The organism is Rhizobium sp. BK399 (assembly GCF_014194695.1).
Classification (GTDB): Bacteria; Pseudomonadota; Alphaproteobacteria; order Rhizobiales; family Rhizobiaceae; genus Rhizobium.
Window position 1 is genome coordinate 258,388 of the sequence record NZ_JACIAH010000001.1, and the last position, 16,612, is coordinate 274,999.

The 16,612-nt window shown below is 59.8% G+C and carries 18 protein-coding genes; 13 read left to right on the plus strand and 5 right to left on the minus strand.

Features of this window, described 5'->3' with window-relative positions:
* Window positions 1-43 precede the first annotated feature (43 nt).
* Window positions 44-877 carry an oxidoreductase gene (locus FHT97_RS01335; RefSeq protein WP_183859368.1) on the plus strand — a complete coding sequence of 278 codons (834 nt, stop codon included), beginning with the start codon at window positions 44-46 and terminating at the stop codon, window positions 875-877.
* Between the two features lie 64 nt (window positions 878-941).
* On the opposite strand, the gene FHT97_RS01340 is transcribed toward FHT97_RS01335, so the two are convergent.
* Window positions 942-1,574: an outer membrane protein gene (locus FHT97_RS01340; RefSeq protein WP_183751523.1), complete on the minus strand. Its 633-nt coding sequence runs from the start codon at window positions 1,572-1,574 to the stop codon at window positions 942-944.
* Between the two features lie 361 nt (window positions 1,575-1,935).
* Here FHT97_RS01340 and FHT97_RS01345 point away from each other — a divergent pair, with 361 nt between their 5' ends.
* The 5 genes from FHT97_RS01345 to FHT97_RS01365 all read left to right on the plus strand — a co-directional run bounded on the left by FHT97_RS01345 (window position 1,936) and on the right by FHT97_RS01365 (window position 6,157).
* Window positions 1,936-2,703: an SDR family oxidoreductase gene (locus FHT97_RS01345; protein ID WP_183753819.1), complete on the plus strand. Its 768-nt coding sequence runs from the start codon at window positions 1,936-1,938 to the stop codon at window positions 2,701-2,703.
* Window positions 2,700-4,736 (plus strand): excinuclease ABC subunit UvrC, encoded by a 2,037-nt coding sequence (uvrC, locus tag FHT97_RS01350; RefSeq protein WP_183859370.1) that lies wholly within the window; start codon window positions 2,700-2,702, stop codon window positions 4,734-4,736. Before FHT97_RS01345 ends, uvrC begins: the two co-directional genes overlap by 4 nt.
* 110 nt (window positions 4,737-4,846) lie before the next feature.
* A complete protein-coding gene (gene pgsA / locus FHT97_RS01355) occupies window positions 4,847-5,437 on the plus strand; it encodes a CDP-diacylglycerol--glycerol-3-phosphate 3-phosphatidyltransferase (RefSeq protein WP_183751525.1) in 591 nt (196 codons plus the stop codon).
* Window positions 5,434-5,688 (plus strand): molybdopterin converting factor subunit 1, encoded by a 255-nt coding sequence (gene moaD, locus FHT97_RS01360; protein WP_183751526.1) that lies wholly within the window; start codon window positions 5,434-5,436, stop codon window positions 5,686-5,688. Before pgsA ends, moaD begins: the two co-directional genes overlap by 4 nt.
* 1 nt (window position 5,689) lies before the next feature.
* On the plus strand, window positions 5,690-6,157 hold the full coding sequence (locus FHT97_RS01365) for a molybdenum cofactor biosynthesis protein MoaE (protein ID WP_183859372.1): 468 nt from the start codon (window positions 5,690-5,692) through the stop codon (window positions 6,155-6,157).
* Here the strand turns inward: FHT97_RS01365 and FHT97_RS01370 are convergent, their stop codons facing one another.
* A complete protein-coding gene (locus FHT97_RS01370; protein ID WP_183859374.1) occupies window positions 6,158-7,054 on the minus strand; it encodes a branched-chain amino acid ABC transporter permease in 897 nt (298 codons plus the stop codon).
* A 63-nt stretch (window positions 7,055-7,117) separates the two neighbouring features.
* Between FHT97_RS01370 and FHT97_RS01375 the strand changes: the two genes are divergently transcribed.
* Both FHT97_RS01375 and FHT97_RS01380 read left to right on the plus strand, forming a co-directional pair.
* Window positions 7,118-7,669, plus strand: a complete 552-nt coding sequence (locus FHT97_RS01375) for a CGNR zinc finger domain-containing protein (protein WP_183751530.1) — start codon at window positions 7,118-7,120, stop codon at window positions 7,667-7,669.
* Window positions 7,666-8,169 carry a hypothetical protein gene (locus FHT97_RS01380; RefSeq protein ID WP_183859376.1) on the plus strand — a complete coding sequence of 168 codons (504 nt, stop codon included), beginning with the start codon at window positions 7,666-7,668 and terminating at the stop codon, window positions 8,167-8,169. Before FHT97_RS01375 ends, FHT97_RS01380 begins: the two co-directional genes overlap by 4 nt.
* 70 nt (window positions 8,170-8,239) lie before the next feature.
* Here the strand turns inward: FHT97_RS01380 and ndk are convergent, their stop codons facing one another.
* Complete coding sequence (ndk, locus tag FHT97_RS01385; RefSeq protein WP_016553456.1) at window positions 8,240-8,662, minus strand: nucleoside-diphosphate kinase; 423 nt, start codon at window positions 8,660-8,662, stop codon at window positions 8,240-8,242.
* Window positions 8,663-8,999: 337 nt separating this feature from the next.
* Here ndk and FHT97_RS01390 point away from each other — a divergent pair, with 337 nt between their 5' ends.
* The 5 genes from FHT97_RS01390 (at window position 9,000) to FHT97_RS01410 (ending at window position 14,566) form a co-directional block, all read left to right on the plus strand.
* Window positions 9,000-10,052, plus strand: coding sequence for a GGDEF domain-containing protein (locus tag FHT97_RS01390; protein WP_183859378.1), 1,053 nt, complete (start codon window positions 9,000-9,002; stop codon window positions 10,050-10,052).
* A gap of 47 nt (window positions 10,053-10,099) precedes the next feature.
* Entirely contained in the window at window positions 10,100-11,983 is a 1,884-nt protein-coding gene (locus FHT97_RS01395; RefSeq protein WP_183859380.1) for an ABC-F family ATP-binding cassette domain-containing protein, read from the plus strand.
* Window positions 11,984-12,111: 128 nt separating this feature from the next.
* Window positions 12,112-12,939: a polysaccharide deacetylase family protein gene (locus FHT97_RS01400; protein ID WP_183859382.1), complete on the plus strand. Its 828-nt coding sequence runs from the start codon at window positions 12,112-12,114 to the stop codon at window positions 12,937-12,939.
* Between the two features lie 95 nt (window positions 12,940-13,034).
* Window positions 13,035-13,961, plus strand: coding sequence for a Gfo/Idh/MocA family oxidoreductase (locus FHT97_RS01405; RefSeq protein WP_183859384.1), 927 nt, complete (start codon window positions 13,035-13,037; stop codon window positions 13,959-13,961).
* Window positions 13,962-14,020: 59 nt separating this feature from the next.
* Window positions 14,021-14,566, plus strand: coding sequence for a GrpB family protein (locus tag FHT97_RS01410; RefSeq protein ID WP_183859386.1), 546 nt, complete (start codon window positions 14,021-14,023; stop codon window positions 14,564-14,566).
* 1 nt (window position 14,567) lies between these two features.
* Here FHT97_RS01410 and FHT97_RS01415 read toward each other — a convergent pair whose 3' ends face one another.
* Both FHT97_RS01415 and FHT97_RS01420 read right to left on the minus strand, forming a co-directional pair.
* On the minus strand, window positions 14,568-15,017 hold the full coding sequence (locus tag FHT97_RS01415; RefSeq protein WP_183751541.1) for a DNA polymerase III subunit chi: 450 nt from the start codon (window positions 15,015-15,017) through the stop codon (window positions 14,568-14,570).
* Complete coding sequence (locus FHT97_RS01420) at window positions 15,014-16,507, minus strand: leucyl aminopeptidase (protein ID WP_183859388.1); 1,494 nt, start codon at window positions 16,505-16,507, stop codon at window positions 15,014-15,016. The genes FHT97_RS01415 and FHT97_RS01420 overlap by 4 nt, the downstream gene beginning before the upstream one ends.
* Window positions 16,508-16,612: the final 105 nt, after the last annotated feature.

The following is a 16,612-nucleotide window of genomic DNA, read 5'->3' on the forward strand; positions in this document are numbered from 1 at the left end:
ACTCCGTAAGCAAATCGCAGCGCAAAGGACAAAGGAGATCGTCATGCGTGTTTGGTTCATCACAGGGGCTTCGCGTGGTTTTGGTGCCCTCATCGCCCAGGAAGCTCTCAATGCAGGTGACGCCGTCGTCGCGACGGCGCGCAACCCGAAGGGGCTGGAAGAGAAGTTCGGCAATCATCCCAATCTGCTCGCCGTGTCGCTCGACGTGACCGACGAAGCTTCCGCGCACAAGGCAGCTGAAGCCGCCGTCAAGCGCTTCGGCCAGATCGACGTGCTGCTCAACAACGCCGGTTTCGGCCTGCTGGGTGCCGTGGAGGAGGCTACAACTGACGAGATCGAGAGGCTCTACGCCACAAACGTCTTCGGCTTGTTAAAGGTCACCCGTGCGGTCCTGCCACACATGCGTCGCCAGCGCTCGGGTCACGTTCTCAACATCTCGTCCATCGGCGGCTACGAGTCGCACGCCGGCTGGGGTATCTATTGCTCCACGAAGTTCGCGGTCGAAGGCATCACCGAGGCGCTCGCTGCAGAAGTGGCACCGCTCGGAATCAAGGCGACGGTCGTCGAGCCCGGCTTCTTCCGCACCGACTTCCTGGACGAGAGCTCACTCGCCGTCAGCCCGAGCTCGATTGCCGACTACCAGGAGACGCCTGTCGGCGCGATGCGCGAATTCGCTGCCGGCCATAACCACCAGCAGCCCGGCGACCCCGCTCGGCTTGCCAAGGCGATGGTCACTCTGGCGCATTCGGACAATCCTCCACTGCGTATGCCCTTCGGCAGCGACACCGTGGCGGTCATCGAAGCGAAGAATGCCCACGTCGCCAAGGAACTCGCTGCATGGCGCGAGCTTGCGGTCTCGACCGACTTCCCCAAATAGGCCGCGGCTAATCGCACAAACAAAAAGGCCGGGCTGGAGCCCGGCTTTTCTGTATTCGTTCGGCTTAGAACTTGACGCCGATACCGACCTTGACGCTGTGCTCGTCGTAGCCGCGCGAAATGTTTGCGCCGCCGACATGGAAATCGCTGTCGGCGTAATTGGTGTAGCGGTACTCGACACGCGCCGTGATGTTGTTGGTCACGAAGGTTTCGGCACCCGCACCAACCGTGTAGCCAAACGAGCTGTCGGTGTCAGAGCCGGCAGCATTGCTGAACTTGTTCTTGGTGGCGGCAAGACCAGCCGTACCATACAGCAGGAACGGGTTCAGATCGTAACCGACGCGACCGCGGATCGAGCCGTTGACTTCGTTCTTGCCTTCGCCGCCGCCAGCAGCGCCGTCAGCGCCGGAATAGCCGATGTCGGCTTCCGCACCGTAAACGATCTGGCCAGCCTGCCAGTTGTAACCGGAATAAATCTGACCGCCGAGAGCACGAGCGTTGTACTTGTCGCCAAAGCCGCCTAGGTTGTAGGTGCCGGCACCGCCGAGGTAAAAGCCCTGCCAGCTCGCCGCGGGAGCCGGCTCATTCTGTGCAACCGGAGCTTCCGGGATCTGATCAACGGCATCGGCTGCATATGCGGCGGAAAACCCACCAAGGGCAACGGTCGAAACCAACAGACTAGCAATAAACGTACGCATACTCTTCTCCTTTCAGCCCGCGTCCTTCGTCAACTATCCTACAGCGAAGCATTCGCGGGTTATTACAAATGTCCCTTGCGGTTCGGAAGGGAAATTGATGCCCAATTGAGGATTTGAAAGAGCCGAATTGTGATTTGATTGCGGCGTGCGGGTGGCTAAAATTCGATGTTGCTTTGCCGCAACAGAATATTTGTTAACCATAACGAATGGTTAAATCATGAATACTTATTTTAATGAATTATATTCTTCAATAGTACACCTAGTAGTTCCGACGACATCGCAATGAAAACGGCTATTTATCTCACCTTCTCCCACGCCTATATAAGCAGCGAACAGAGTTTCGCGGCGAAAAGGCATGATTTTGAACGGGAAAAGACTTCGCACAGCACTCGTGACCGGGGCGGCCAAAAGAATAGGCAGGGCAATCGTCGAGGATTTGGCTGCGGATGGCTTCGCAGTCGCGATTCATGCCAGCCGTTCGATTGAGGAGGCCGAGAATTTCGCGGCGGAATTGCGGCAAAGAGGCGCCAAGGCAGTCGCCGTTCGGGCTAACCTGCAGAAAATCGATGAGACCAGCGACCTGGTAAAAAAGGCGTCGGACGCGATCGGACCACTCGATCTACTTGTCAACAACGCCTCGGTTTTCCACGAGGATTCCGTCCGCCATATCAATGCCGAGGCATGGGACGAACATTTCGCCGTCCATGTCCGCGCGCCCTCGATTCTGTCGGCCGGCTTCGCCGCGCAACTGCCGGACGGGACGGACGGACTCGTCGTCAACATCATCGACCAGCGTGTCTGGGCGCTGCGGCCGAGCTTCTATTCCTATACGCTGTCGAAGTCCGCCTTGTGGACCGCGACGCAGACCATGGCGCAGGCGCTGGCGCCACGCATCCGCGTCAACGCCGTCGGCCCCGGCCCCTCGATGCCGAGTGAACGGCAGTCGCAAGAAGACTTCCAAGCGCAGGTTTCAGCGCTTATCCTCAAGCGAGGGCCGCAGCTTGAGGAATTCGGCAAAACGATTCGCTTCCTCTACGAAACGCCCTCGATCACCGGCCAGATGATTGCCCTCGACGGCGGCCAGCACCTCGCTTGGCAGACGCCCGATGTGGCGGAGATTACGGAATGAATTCAAGAAAGCTGCCGGATGGCGGCGTTCTTTACGACGAGACTGATGCAGACGACGATATCGAAGTGGAGAGCGACGCCTCCACGGCGGCGCCGGCGGCTGCAATCGATTGGAACGAAGGCGGGACCAACGAGACCGGCCTTGTTGGCGCGGATCTTATCGCGGAGTTCGTCAAGCGACTGCCGAACAGCCCCGGCGTCTACCGCATGTTCAACGAGGCCGGCGACGTTCTCTACGTCGGCAAGGCACGCAGCCTGAAGAAGCGCGTCGGCAACTACGCGGTTGGCCGGGTGCACTCCAACCGTATCGCGCAGATGGTGCGACTGACGGCGAACATGGAGTTCGTGACGACTCGCACGGAAACCGAAGCGCTGTTGCTGGAAGCGAATCTCATCAAGCGCTTGCGCCCGCGCTTTAATGTGCTGCTGCGCGACGACAAGTCGTTTCCCTATATCCTGATAAGCGGCGACCACCGCGCTCCTGCGATCCTCAAACATCGCGGCGCCCGCGCCCGCAAGGGCGACTATTTCGGCCCGTTCGCCTCAGCCGGTGCCGTCGGCCGGACGATCAACTCGCTGCAGCGCGCCTTCCTCATCCGTACCTGCACCGACAGCGTGTTCGAGACGCGCACCCGTCCCTGTCTGCTCTATCAGATCAAGCGCTGTTCCGGCCCCTGCACGCACGAGATCAGCGACGAGGGCTATGCCGAACTCGTCCAGGAGGCGAAGGACTTCCTTTCCGGCAAGAGCCAGAAGGTCAAGGAACACATCGCCGAGGCGATGAACCTCGCGGCCGAAGATCTCGATTTCGAGCGTGCTGCCGTCTATCGCGACCGCTTGGCCTCGCTCTCGCATGTGTCCAGTCACCAGGGCATCAATCCCGCGGGCGTGGAGGAGGCTGATGTCTTCGCAATCCACCACGAAGGCGGCATTTCCTGCATTCAGGTGTTCTTCTTCCGCACCGGACAGAACTGGGGCAACCGCGCCTACTTCCCAAAGGCCGACCCGCAGCTCTCGGCTGCCGAGGTGTTGAACGCCTTCCTCGCGCAGTTTTACGACGACAAGCCGGTGCCGAAGCAGATCCTGCTGTCGGAGACGGTCGAAGAACTGGAACTGCTCGCTGCCGCACTCGGCGAGAAGACCGGGCATAAGGTCTCCATCCTCGTGCCGCAGCGCGGCGAGAAGCGGGATCTGGTCGAGCATGTGATTGCCAATGCGCGCGAAGCGCATGGCCGGAAGCTTGCGGAAACGGCGTCGCAGTCGCGGCTGCTCGAAGGTTTCAAGGAGACCTTCAAGCTTGGCTATGTGCCGCAACGCGTCGAGATCTACGACAACTCGCACATCATGGGCACGAACGCGGTCGGCGGCATGGTGGTCGCAGGGCCGGAAGGCTTCGTGAAGAGCCAGTACCGGAAGTTCAACATCAAATCGACCGACATCACGCCGGGCGACGACTTCGGCATGATGCGCGAGGTGATGACCCGCCGCTTCTCCCGCCTACTCAAGGAAGAAGGTCTGCCCGACCGCAGCCAACCGGCATCGCCGACAGATGCGGCCGACATGCCCTTCCCCGCCTGGCCCGATGTGATCCTGATCGACGGCGGCCAGGGACAGATGACAGCCGTGCGTGGGATCCTCGAGGAATTGGGAATCACTGATAGCGTCATTGCCATTGGGGTTGCCAAGGGCGTCGACCGCGACGCCGGGCGCGAGCGTTTCTTCCCGCAAGGACGCGAGAGTTTCACCCTGCCGCCGCGCGATCCGGTCCTCTACTTTATCCAGCGCATGCGCGACGAAGCGCACCGCTTCGCCATCGGCTCGCATCGCGCCCGGCGCAAAAAGGAGATGGTCAAGAACCCACTCGACGAGATCGGCGGCATCGGGCCATCCCGCAAGCGCGCCTTGCTGCAGCATTTCGGAACCGCGAAGGCTGTCTCCCGTGCCGCGCTCTCCGACCTGATGGCGGTCGAAGGGATTTCGGAGACTGTCGCCAAGCAGGTTTACAATCATTTTCACGACGACGCCGCGAAATAGGTGGCGCCAGTCGCAAATTCCACGCAAAGGCAGCGGAAAAATAGAAAGAATGTTGACGCTTTACGGTCAAAGCCGTCATCTACGGGCACATCACTTCAGAGACATGTTTCATGGCATCGCGCGCATATAATATTCCGAACCTGCTGACATACGGCCGCATTCTGGCAGTGCCGCTGATCGTGCTGTGCTTTTTCCTCGAAGGAAAGCTGGCGATCAGCAACACGGCACGATGGGTGGCGCTGTGGATCTTCGTCATCGCGTCGCTCACCGACTTTCTCGACGGCTACCTCGCCCGGATCTGGAACCAGACGTCGAACATCGGCCGGATGCTTGACCCGATCGCCGACAAGCTGCTGGTCGCGTCCATTCTGCTGCTGGTCGCCGCTGACCAGACGATTGCCGGCTGGTCGATCTGGGCGGCGATCACCATTCTTTGCCGGGAGATTCTAGTCTCCGGTTTGCGCGAATATCTGGCCGCCTTGAAGGTCAGCGTGCCTGTCACCCGCATTGCCAAGTGGAAGACGACCGTACAACTCGTCGCGATTGCGTTCCTGCTTGCCGGCCCTGCAGGTGACGAGATCTTCCCTTACACGACGAAGACAGGCATCGCACTTCTCTGGATCGCGGCACTGCTGACAATCTACACCGGCTATGACTATTTCCGTGCCGGTCTGAAGCACATCGTGGATGACGAAGAATGACAAAGCTCGTCTATTTCGCCTGGGTGCGCGAACGGATCGGCAAGGCCGAAGAGGAAATGGTCCTGCCGTCTTCCGTCGTTACCGTTGCCGATCTTCTGAATCATTTGAAGACGATGGGCGAAGAATATGAGACCGCGCTTCAGTTTCCCGACGTGATCCGGGTCGCAATCGACCAGGAGCACGTCGAGCACGACGAGCCGATCGGAAATCCCAGGGAGATCGGCATTTTCCCGCCGATGACCGGAGGCTGACGTGACCAGCAAGGTCGAGCCGGATATTCGCGTCCAGCGCGAGGATTTCGACCTTCAAGCGGAAGTCGATCGGCTTGGCAGGCGAAACGGCGGCATCGGCGCGATCGTCACATTCTCGGGCTTGTGCCGTGACGAAGGCGGCAGGCTCGCGGCGCTCGAACTCGAGCATTATCCCGGTATGGCCGAGGCGGAAATGAGCCGGATTGGCAGCCTTGCGATCGAACGCTTCGGGCTTATGGGCCTGACGGCCATCCATCGCTACGGCAAGATCGCCGCGCGCGAGAATATCGTCCTTGTCATCGCCGCGGCGCCCCATCGCCAAGCCGCATTCGACGGCGCGAACTTCGTGATGGACTATCTGAAGACGGCCGCTCCCTTCTGGAAGAAGGAACACGGCAAGGATGGCTCCACCGGCGAATGGGTCACGGCCAAGGACGCGGATGACGCGGCCCGCGACAAGTGGAAATAGTCAGGGTATTACCCTCTCCCTCCTGCTGAGGACCAACAGGAGCACGAGCAGCGAGAACACCACAAGGTCACGCCAGAGATAGGGGCCGTAGGCGCTCCACATCGTTTCCGCTACACCGAGACCGGCTGCACCGCCAGCCGACTTCAAAGGGTCCGAATAACCTCCAACCGCGGCGACCATCAAAACCTTGAGGCCGAACATTAGGCCGGCGCCGAAATCCATCGTGCCGTAGTAGAAGGTGGCGAGGATGCCGCATACGGTAGCAATCAGGCCTGCCGCCGCATAAGCGACGAGGAAGACGCGGTCGGCGCTCGTCCCGCACAGTTCTGCCGCAAGAGGATCGTCGGTCACGGCGCGCCAGAGGCGCCCCCACGACGTGCCTCTCATGACGGCAACGCCGAGCGCGACCATGGCGCACATCAATCCGGTATTGATCAGCTGTATCTCGGTCAGCGTCACCTTGAACGCCCCGTCACTCCAGAAGACGACAACGCTGTTCAGGAACGGCGAAAGCCATATGCTCTTGGTGTCGGATGCGAACCTCGCCGTTTCCATCAGCACGATGGTAATGCCGAGGGCAGCGACGATCACCGTGTTCGATGACTGGCGCACTAGGGGCAGCATGATGGAGCGCCCAATCCAGACCGCCGCCAGCATAGAATAGACCGTCGAGAACAAGGCGCCCAGCACCAGTGCAGCCGGGAGGATCAGAAACAGCCTGTTGTAGCCGATGTCGGTGAAAAGCAGCAGAATCTGGCCCGAAAACGCGAAGATCGCCCCATAGGTAATATCGGCACGCTTGGTGACCCCGAAGGCAACGGCGTAGCCAAAGGCAAGCGCAGCATAGAGCGCAGCCAGCGGTACCGCGTTCGCCAATTGCTGAAGCAGATAGGCCATGAAAAACTCCTGATTGTCGAAATAATAACTAGCAAAACATATTTTACCAGTTATATTTTCATTATGAGCTTTACCTGGACCCCACACCGCTTTTCCGGAGGCGCATTGGCGCTGGATGTCGCCAACAGCGTTGTGCTTCGGCATGACGAGACGCGACGGATCGACCGTTTCGAAGCATCAGCCCAGCTGGAAGCCTTTCCGCAGGCTGCGGCCGAGTTCTGTGCGGAGCGGGCGCTCTTCGGTGAGATGGTTGGTCCGGCACCACAGAACAGGCGAAACTTCCTGGCGTTGCGCGAGGCGACGGACCGCTACTTCCGGGCCCGTGTTTCAGGCGAAGGCAATGACCGACTGCTTGCCGATCTTCTGGAGGCGCTGGCGCGCACCTTGCGTGGCGCCAACGAAGCAAACGGCCTCGACGCGGCAACCGCGCATTCGGTGTTGCGGCTGATCGCCATGCCGGATCCAGAGCGCATGAAGATCTGCCGCAATTGCGGCTGGCTCTTCATCGACCGCAGCAAGAACAGGAGCCGCGCCTGGTGCGACATGGCGGTGTGCGGCAATCGCGCCAAGGCGAGCCGCCACTATCGCCGGAGGAAAGAGGAGGAAGCGCCATGAAAGCGCTGTCGATGGCTGTTTTTATTGCAGCCGCCGTGCTGACGGGATGCCAGCGAGAGACCGACAAGCTGGTCGAGATCAGCGGTCGCGTCTTCGTTTTCAACTATCGGATCGCGGTTGCGACCTATGTCGTGACCTTGAACAAGAAGGCGCCGATTCCGGAAGGCACGGTCGCCATCGCGGAATTCGAAAACCCGGCGGGCGGCGACGTGCTGGTCACCAACGAGAAGGTCTATCCGTTCTGGGACAAGATCACGCTGCAAAGCCCCGCGCTTCATTGCGTCAAGAAGGATAAGCCCTACGCCGTGAACGTTCGCTTGGTCGATGCCAAGGGAGAGACCTTGCAGAGCCTGAAGACCGAGGTGATCTCCAGCCTCGACCAGTCGGTCATGCCGGGCAAGCCACTCGTTGTCGGGCCACTCTATACGAAGAACCCCGAGGTCTTCAAACCGGATGGCAGCGTGGACTACGACTCTGCCGCCACCTGCCCTTCAACGTAAAAAAGCCGGAGCAGAGCCCCGGCTTTCAGAGTCAATTCAATGGCTTCAGCGGTATCGCTGAGAGCCTGAATCAGCCGACGATTTCGGTGTCGGAGAACCAGTACTTGATTTCCTGTGCAGCGGTTTCCGGAGCGTCCGAGCCGTGAACCGAGTTCTCGCCGATCGACAGGGCGTGAACCTTGCGGATCGTGCCTTCGTCAGCGTTTGCCGGGTTGGTCGCACCCATGATTTCGCGGTTCTTCAGGATGGCGCCCTCGCCTTCCAGAACCTGAACGATGGTCGGGCCAGAGGTCATGCCTTCAACCAGTTCGCCGAAGAAGGGGCGTTCCTTGTGAACGGCGTAGAAGCCTTCGGCTTCGCGCTTGCTCATCCAGACGCGCTTGGAGGCGACGACGCGCAGGCCGGCATCCTCGAGCATCTTGGTGATAGCGCCCGTCAGGTTGCGCTTCGTTGCGTCCGGCTTGATCATCGAGAAAGTGCGTTCAATCGCCATGGGTCGAATTCCTTTATTTCGTGGGAAAAGTGGGCGGTGTTTACCCGCCTGATAGCCCGAAAACAAGTGGGCACAGGCAATTTCACGCGGCTGTCATGCAACGATTGCCTCACGTCGAGCGAAAGCCACTCCTCCGCCCGCGCGATAACGCTGCCGCTTCGATGAACATCAAACGTCCGCCAGGACAGTAAATGTCTGTTGGATACGCTCCATTAACCGCGTTTCACTGTTCAGCAGCGTAATTCAACTACAAACGACCGAGCTTAAGCTATTTTTAGCGCGCTAGTTGCATAGAGAAACCAAACGCCGATGCCAAAGTCGGAGCGAGGGGAACGTCATGCGAACTGCGCCAAACTCACAGGTACAACGAGAAGCAGCACAGCGCCCGGCCGCCGCCCCGACCGATCTTCAGCGGATCGCCCAGCATATGACCCGGCTTGCAATCGCCGGCCTGCCACGTAACTACGAACTCCTGCATGAGGCGATCATCGGCCAGAACGCCGCCCTCGCACAGGATATCGCCGCGCTCGGACCGAGCCCGCGGCAGGCCTCGCTCGATGAAATCGGCCTGAAGTATCGGCTCGTCAGCCATTGCGGTCTCGCAAGCGAGATTTCGCATGCCGAAACAAGCAGGATGCTGCGTGATGCGGCGGATAGACTTTCGGACAGCTTGCGCCAGAAGCAGGCCTTCCTGCGCGCGGCGGAGAGGACGCTTCAATCGATAGCGGGGAATGCCGACCAAAACCTTGGCGCGATCATGAGCGAGATGGAGTACCTGTCGACCTCTCTCTCCAACGTCCTGGCTTCCGAAAAGGATATCGAGGCCCGGCTGAAAAGCGACGTCGAACGCCTGGAGGCGATCGAGCTTGGTATCGCAGCGGCTCACTCAGCATCGGCAACGGACAAGCTGACCGGAATCCCCAACCGCATCGCCCTCAACAAAGCGATCGCCGATCTCTACGACCGGGAAGAAGGCGCCGCCGGCAGCGCCCTCATCATGGTCGACGTTGACGACTTCAAGGCATTCAACAGCCGCTACGGTACACAGGTTGGAACGCGAGTGCTGAAGAAGCTTGCTGATCTCTTCCGAAAGTCGATCAAGAAGAACGATCTTGTTGCACGGATCGATGGCGACGAATTTGCTTTCCTGTTTGCCAATGTCGGCATGCAGGAGGCTCTTGCGATTGCCGATCGCCTCCGAGCCTCGGTGGAAGACCACATGACGTTCGCGGCATCCGACAACACTGCCTCGGCCGGGCTTACAATTTCGCTCGGGATCGCCTTGAGCGCCGACGCAACGACGGCATCGCAGTTGCAGGCAAATGCACGCGTCGCGCTCCACGCCGCTCAGTCAAATCGCCGGCAGCCCGTGCAAGCCTTCGGTCGGTGAGCCACAGGCTCTTGCGCTGATCACGGCTTTCGGCCAAAACGCCGGCCATGATCACGATTTCCGACATCTCCGCACGTATTGCCGGCCGACTGCTTCTCGATCACGCCAGCGTTTCGCTGCCAGCCGGCACGAAGGCAGGTCTTGTCGGTCGCAACGGCGCGGGTAAATCCACGCTATTTCGGGTGATTACCGGCGATCTGGCCGCGGAGAGCGGCTCCGTCTCGATCCCGAAGAATACGCGCATCGGACAGGTCGCGCAGGAAGCACCGGGAACGGAAGACGCGCTGATCGAAATCGTGTTGGCCGCGGACAAGGAGCGCTCAGCGCTGCTGGCGGAGGCGGAAAGCGCCACCGATCCCCATCGCATCGCGGAAATCCAGATGCGGCTGGTGGATATCGATGCGCATTCCGCGGAGGCCCGTGCTGCCAGCATTCTGGCGGGCCTCGGCTTCGATCAGGAAGCGCAGTCGCGGTCGGCCTCCTCCTTTTCGGGCGGTTGGCGAATGCGCGTCGCTCTCGCTGCGGTTCTGTTCTCCGAGCCGGACCTGCTGCTTCTCGACGAGCCGACCAACTATCTCGACCTCGAAGGCACCTTGTGGCTTGAGGATTATGTACGTCGCTATCCGCACACGGTCATCGTCATCAGCCACGACCGCGATCTCCTGAACAACGCGGTCAACGCGATCGTTCATCTCGACCAGAAGAAGCTGACCTTCTATCGCGGCGGCTACGACCAGTTCGAGAGGCAGAAGGCCGAAGCGGACGAGTTGCAGACGAAGGCGCGGGTGAAGAACGAGGCAGCCCGCAAACACCTGCAGAGCTTCATCGACCGCTTCAAGGCAAAGGCCTCCAAGGCACGCCAGGCACAGAGCCGCGTCAAGGCACTCGAGCGCATGGGAACGGTAGCCGCCGTCATCGAGGATCACGTCCAGCCGATCACCTTCCCCGAGCCGGAAAAGCAACCTGCCTCCCCCATCGTCGCCATCAGCGGCGGCGCTGTCGGCTACGAACCTGGCAAGCCCATCTTGAAGGGGCTCAATCTGCGGATCGACAATGACGATCGTATCGCGTTGCTCGGCTCCAACGGCAACGGCAAGTCCACTTTCGCCAAATTCATTTCCGGTCGCTTGGCGGCGGAGGCAGGCGAGGTCAAGCTCGCTCCCAACCTCAAGATCGGCTTCTTCGCGCAACACCAGCTCGACGATCTGATCCCGGACCAGTCGCCGGTCGAGCATGTACGTCGCCTGATGTTGGACGCGCCCGAAGCAAAGGTGCGGGCGCGTGTCGCCCAGATGGGCCTCGCGACGGAGAAGATGTCGACTGCGGCAAAGGATCTCTCCGGCGGCGAGAAGGCGCGCCTGCTGATGGGGCTCGCTGCCTTCCACGCGCCCAATCTCCTGATCCTCGACGAACCAACGAACCACCTCGACATCGACAGCCGGCGAGCGCTCATCGAGGCGCTGAACGATTACGAAGGCGCGGTCATTCTGATTTCGCACGATCGCCACCTTATCGAGGCGACTGTCGATCGGTTGTGGCTCGTCAACAAGGGCACGGTCACGACCTTCGAAGGCGATATGGATGAATACCGCGACCTCGTTGTCGCATCTGGCAGGAAGAAGGACGAGAAACCCCAGCTTGCGGAAGAGTCCGCCTCGAAGGCGGACCAGCGCAAGCTGAACGCCGAAAAGCGCGCATCGCTCGCGCCGCTCAAGAAAAAGATCAACGAAATCGAATCCTTAACCGGCAAGCTGGAGAAACAGATTCAGGCGCTTGATGCGGAACTTGCGGATCCCCTGCTCTATGAAAGAGCGCCTGCGAAGGCTGCGGAGAAGGCCAAGCAGCGCGGTGAGGCTGCCGCAAAGCTTGCCGCCGCCGAGGAGCAGTGGCTCGAGCTCTCTTCAGAATACGAAGACGCTATGGCGGGATAGCCACAGCTCTTTGTCAAGGCTCGTCGGACCCCGCACTATTCAGTGCATTGCAAAGCGATCGAAACCGATCGTTAACCATAATCATAAAGGTTGTCTCAACATTCATTACTGATTTGTTGAGCCCTTTCATGCATCGCGTCGCCTTCCTTTCCGGTCTCATCTTGAGCGTGGCCCTCGCCGGCTGCCAATCTGCCAGGCGGACTGCGCCCGATACCACGATCAAAACCTCCTCAATTGTCGCGCCGGAAGGCCAGATCTCGGAAACCGAAGGTAGCCCCCTCCAAATGTCTCGCGATAGTCTCCAGCATCACCTTGCTGGTCGAACGCTGACGGTCGCCTCCATCCATGATCTGCGCCTTGAGGACAAGGAAGTCATCCTCAGCTTCGACGACGGCCCGATTCCCGGCCGCACGGACCGTGTCCTTGCGACGCTGGATCAGTTCGGCGTCAAAGGCGCATTCATGATGGTCGGCGAAATGGCGGAGTTACATCCGGAACTCGCCCGCAGGGTCGCTATGGAAGGCAACGCGATCGGCAGCCACACCTACCGACACGAGAACCTGGCGGCGCTGACCTTCGACATGGCGATGAAGGAGATTACCCGGGGCGAAGCCGCTGTCACCAGGGCGACGGGAGTCGAGGTCAACTTCTTCCGCTTTCCATATCTTGCCGACAGCCACCAGCTTCGTGCCGCCGTTGCAATGCGCGATATGGTCGTGATGGATGTCGACGTGGACAGCAAGGATTACTTCAGCACATCGCCTGCCGCCGTGACCAAGCGGACGATGGACCTGCTGCACAAGCGGGGACGCGGCATCATTCTCATGCACGACATCCACAATCGCACGGCGACCATGCTGCCGACACTGCTTTCAAGGCTCGAGGTCGAGGGGTATAAGGTTGTAACGCTGCAATTCAAGAAGCCGACTGCCCCCGCCGAGATGGCGTCTCTTTGATAGACCATCGACGCTTGCCCGCCAGTTTGTTTCTGCTAAAACAGGCGCAAAATAAGTCATACTTTTGAGCGAAACACCGAATGCGAGCCACCAGCATGTCACCTATCAACCTCGCCATCGTCGGCGTCGGCAAGATCGTCCGCGACCAGCACCTTCCTTCGATCGCCAAGAATTCCGACTTCAAGCTCGTAGCCACGGCAAGCCGTCACGGCACCGTCGAGGGCATCGAGAGTTTCACGACGATCGATGCGATGCTCGACGCCGTCCCTGATATCGATGCGGTTTCGCTCTGCATGCCGCCGCAGTATCGCTACGAAGCGGCACATAAGGCACTTTCGGCCGGCAAGCATGTGTTCCTCGAGAAGCCCCCGGGCGCCACCTTGAGCGAAGTGGCCGATCTCGAAAGCCTCGCTGCAAGCAAGGGCGTTTCGCTGTTTGCCAGTTGGCATTCGCGCTATGCGGCTGCTGTCGAGGCCACGAAGTCCTTCCTGGCTTCGACGACCATCAACAAGGTCCACGTCATCTGGAAGGAAGACGTTCGCCACTGGCATCCGAACCAGGAATGGATCTGGCAGGCCGGCGGTCTCGGCGTTTTCGATCCGGGCATCAACGCCCTGTCGATCGTCACTCACATTCTGCCGAAGGCGATCTTCCTGACCGGCGCAACACTTGAATTCCCGGAAAATCGCGACGCGCCGATCGCCGCTGATCTGCATTTCAAGAATGCCGATGGCGTGCCTGTTCATGGCGAATTCGACTGGCGACAGACGGGCAAGCAGAGCTGGGATATCCTTGCGGATACCGCGGCCGGCCACATGGAACTGGCAGAGGGCGGCTCCAAGCTCTCAATCAACGGTGAACTGAAGTTTTCCGCTCCCGAAGAGGAGTATCCGGCGCTCTACCGCCGATTCGCGGAAATCGTCAAAGCCGGCAAGTCGGATGTCGACCTCGCGCCGCTTCGGCACGTCGCCGATGCCTTCATGCTCGGCAAGCGCAAGTTCGTCGAGGCTTTCTACGATTGATTCAAGCACGCCGAACCTCGTGATATTGTGAAGTCTCACGGTCTTCAGGGAGGTTCGGCATGCGAGACGATCCGGCTTACGGCCTTGGCTTGAAGAATTTGACGGTTTCGCTGGCCGAGCCCAATGCCTTTTGGGAGCGAGCCTATGCCAGCGAAGCGCATGCCATCGGCCAAGCACTCGGCGGCGCGGTAATCGAGATTCAACATGTCGGCAGCACAGCCATTCCCGGCATCAAGGCAAAGCCTATCATCGACATCGCTGTAGGTGTTAAGCACCTCGACGACGGTCTGGGCTGCATCGACGCCATGAAAGCAATCGGCTATGACTATGCCGGTAACGACATTGTCCCCAACGACCACATTTTCGGTCGTGGCGTCACGGATGAGAGCCGCACCCATCTGGTCCATGTCGTGGAGCATCGTGGGGATAACTGGAACCGCATGATCGCTTTTCGCGACGCCCTGCGCAGCGATATCCGGCTCGCACGCGCCTACGAGCAGCTCAAGGTTGGGTTGGCTAGCGAGCATGCGGAGAGGCGCGCGGAATATACCAAGGCAAAGCGGGACTTCATTGACAACGTCCTGATGGCTTCCGGCCTACGCTAGTTCAAGCCTTCTTCTCCCATCGACGCTCCGGCGTCTGCTGCCAGTATGTCAGGCTGTGCCCCTCGCCTTTCAGCTTCTTCCACTGCGCGCGGGCAGCCTCAAGCTGCTCCTGGTCATAACCATCGAACATGAAGACAATCCGCTGGTAAGAATCAACAGCAGGCGGCTCTGCGCCATCGACGATAAATCGCACCGTCGCAGCATTGGCGTTTCCTTCGGAGATCGTGAGGAGAACTGGCTGATTTGCCGCCATGTCCCCCTCATCCGTGCCATGCGGCAAGAAACTATCCTCGCGAAATGTCCAGAGATGCTGATCGAGGAAATCGCGCCGCGCAGCATCCTTCAACTGGATGGAGACCCGCCAGCCGCGCTCGACGCTTTTTTCGAGCAGCGGCGGGAGGGCATCTTCCAGCTTCGATTCCGTAAGGTGATAGAACAGGACTTCCGTCATGACTCGTAGTTGGTGCGCACCAGCTCGTCGAGTAGCCGCACGCCGTAGCCGGATCCCCAGGACTGATTGATCTCATCCTGCGGCGAACCCATGGCGGTTCCCGCAATGTCGAGATGCGCCCAGGGCGTGTCTTGCACGAACCGCTTGAGAAAATGGGCCGCGGTGATCGAACCCGCATGTCGACCGCCTGTGTTTTTCATGTCGGCAAACTTGCTGTCGATCATCTTGTCGTATTCTTTGCCGAGCGGCATGCGCCAGAGCTTTTCGCTGGTTTTCAGGCCAGCGGCTGTCAGTTGGGCCGAGAGCTCGTCGTCGTTCGAGAACAGACCGGCATGGACATTGCCGAGTGCAACAAGAATGGCGCCCGTCAATGTCGCCAGGTTGATCATGAACTTCGGCTTGAATCGGTCGTTGCAATACCAGAGGGCATCACAGAGCACGAGCCTGCCCTCCGCATCCGTATTGATCACCTCGATCGTCTGGCCCGACATGGACGTAACGATATCACCGGGACGCTGTGCGTTTCCGTCGGGCATGTTCTCCACCAGGCCGATGATTCCCACCACGTTCACGGCCGCCTTGCGGGCAGCGAGCACGTGCATCAGACCGGTGACGGCTGCGGCACCGCCCATATCGCCCTTCATTTCTTCCATGCCGGCCGCGGGCTTGATCGAGATGCCGCCGGTGTCGAAAACCACGCCCTTGCCGATGAAGGCAATTGGGCTCTCTCCACTCTTGCCGCCCCTCCACTGCATGATTGCCAACCGCGGAGGCCTCACCGACCCCTGCGCAACGCCCAACAGCGCGCCCATGCCAAGCGTCTGCATTTCCTTCTCGGTGAGGATTTCGACCTCGACGCCGAGCTTTTCCAGTTCGCTTGCCTTGGCGGCGAACTCCACCGGCCCCAGGACGTTCGGCGGCTCGTTCACCAGATCGCGAGCCAGGTTGACGCCGGCGGCAACGGCTTCCGAAACCTTGAATGCCTTTGCTGCATCCGCTGCATTTGCCGTAACAATGGTCACGGCGACCTGCCCATTGCGGCCGTTGCTGTCCTCGTCCTTCTTCTTCGTCTTGTAGGTATCGAAACTATAGGCGCGCAAAAGCATGCCAAGCGCAAAGTCCGCAGCCTCTTTCGCGCCAACGCCGACGCCTGGCGCATCGACGAAGATAACCACCTTTTCGGCCTTCTTGATCTTGGAGGCGGCGACGCCACCCGCCTTCAACCAATCGTGAGCAGTGAGTTCCTCCGGCTTGCCGAGGCCAACGACGAAGAGCCGCTCCGCTGCTGAACCTTCCGGTGCAACGAGATCCAATACGGTCGTCGGCTTGGCAGAAAACGCTGCGATCTTTGCGGCCCTGGCGATCACACCGGCGGGATCTGCGATCTTGGCCCCTGCGGCACGATCCGAACCGCTTCCCTGCAGCAGCACCGCATATCCCCCGGCGATCTCGGCGGTTGTCACAAATGAAACATCGAACTTGGCTGACATATCTTCTCCAGTGGGATTTTCCTAAATCCGCTCCATCCGATCATTTCGAGTTTCATCCTCGAAGACAAGCCTTGGCCCGACGACATGGCTGTTGACCAACCCTGA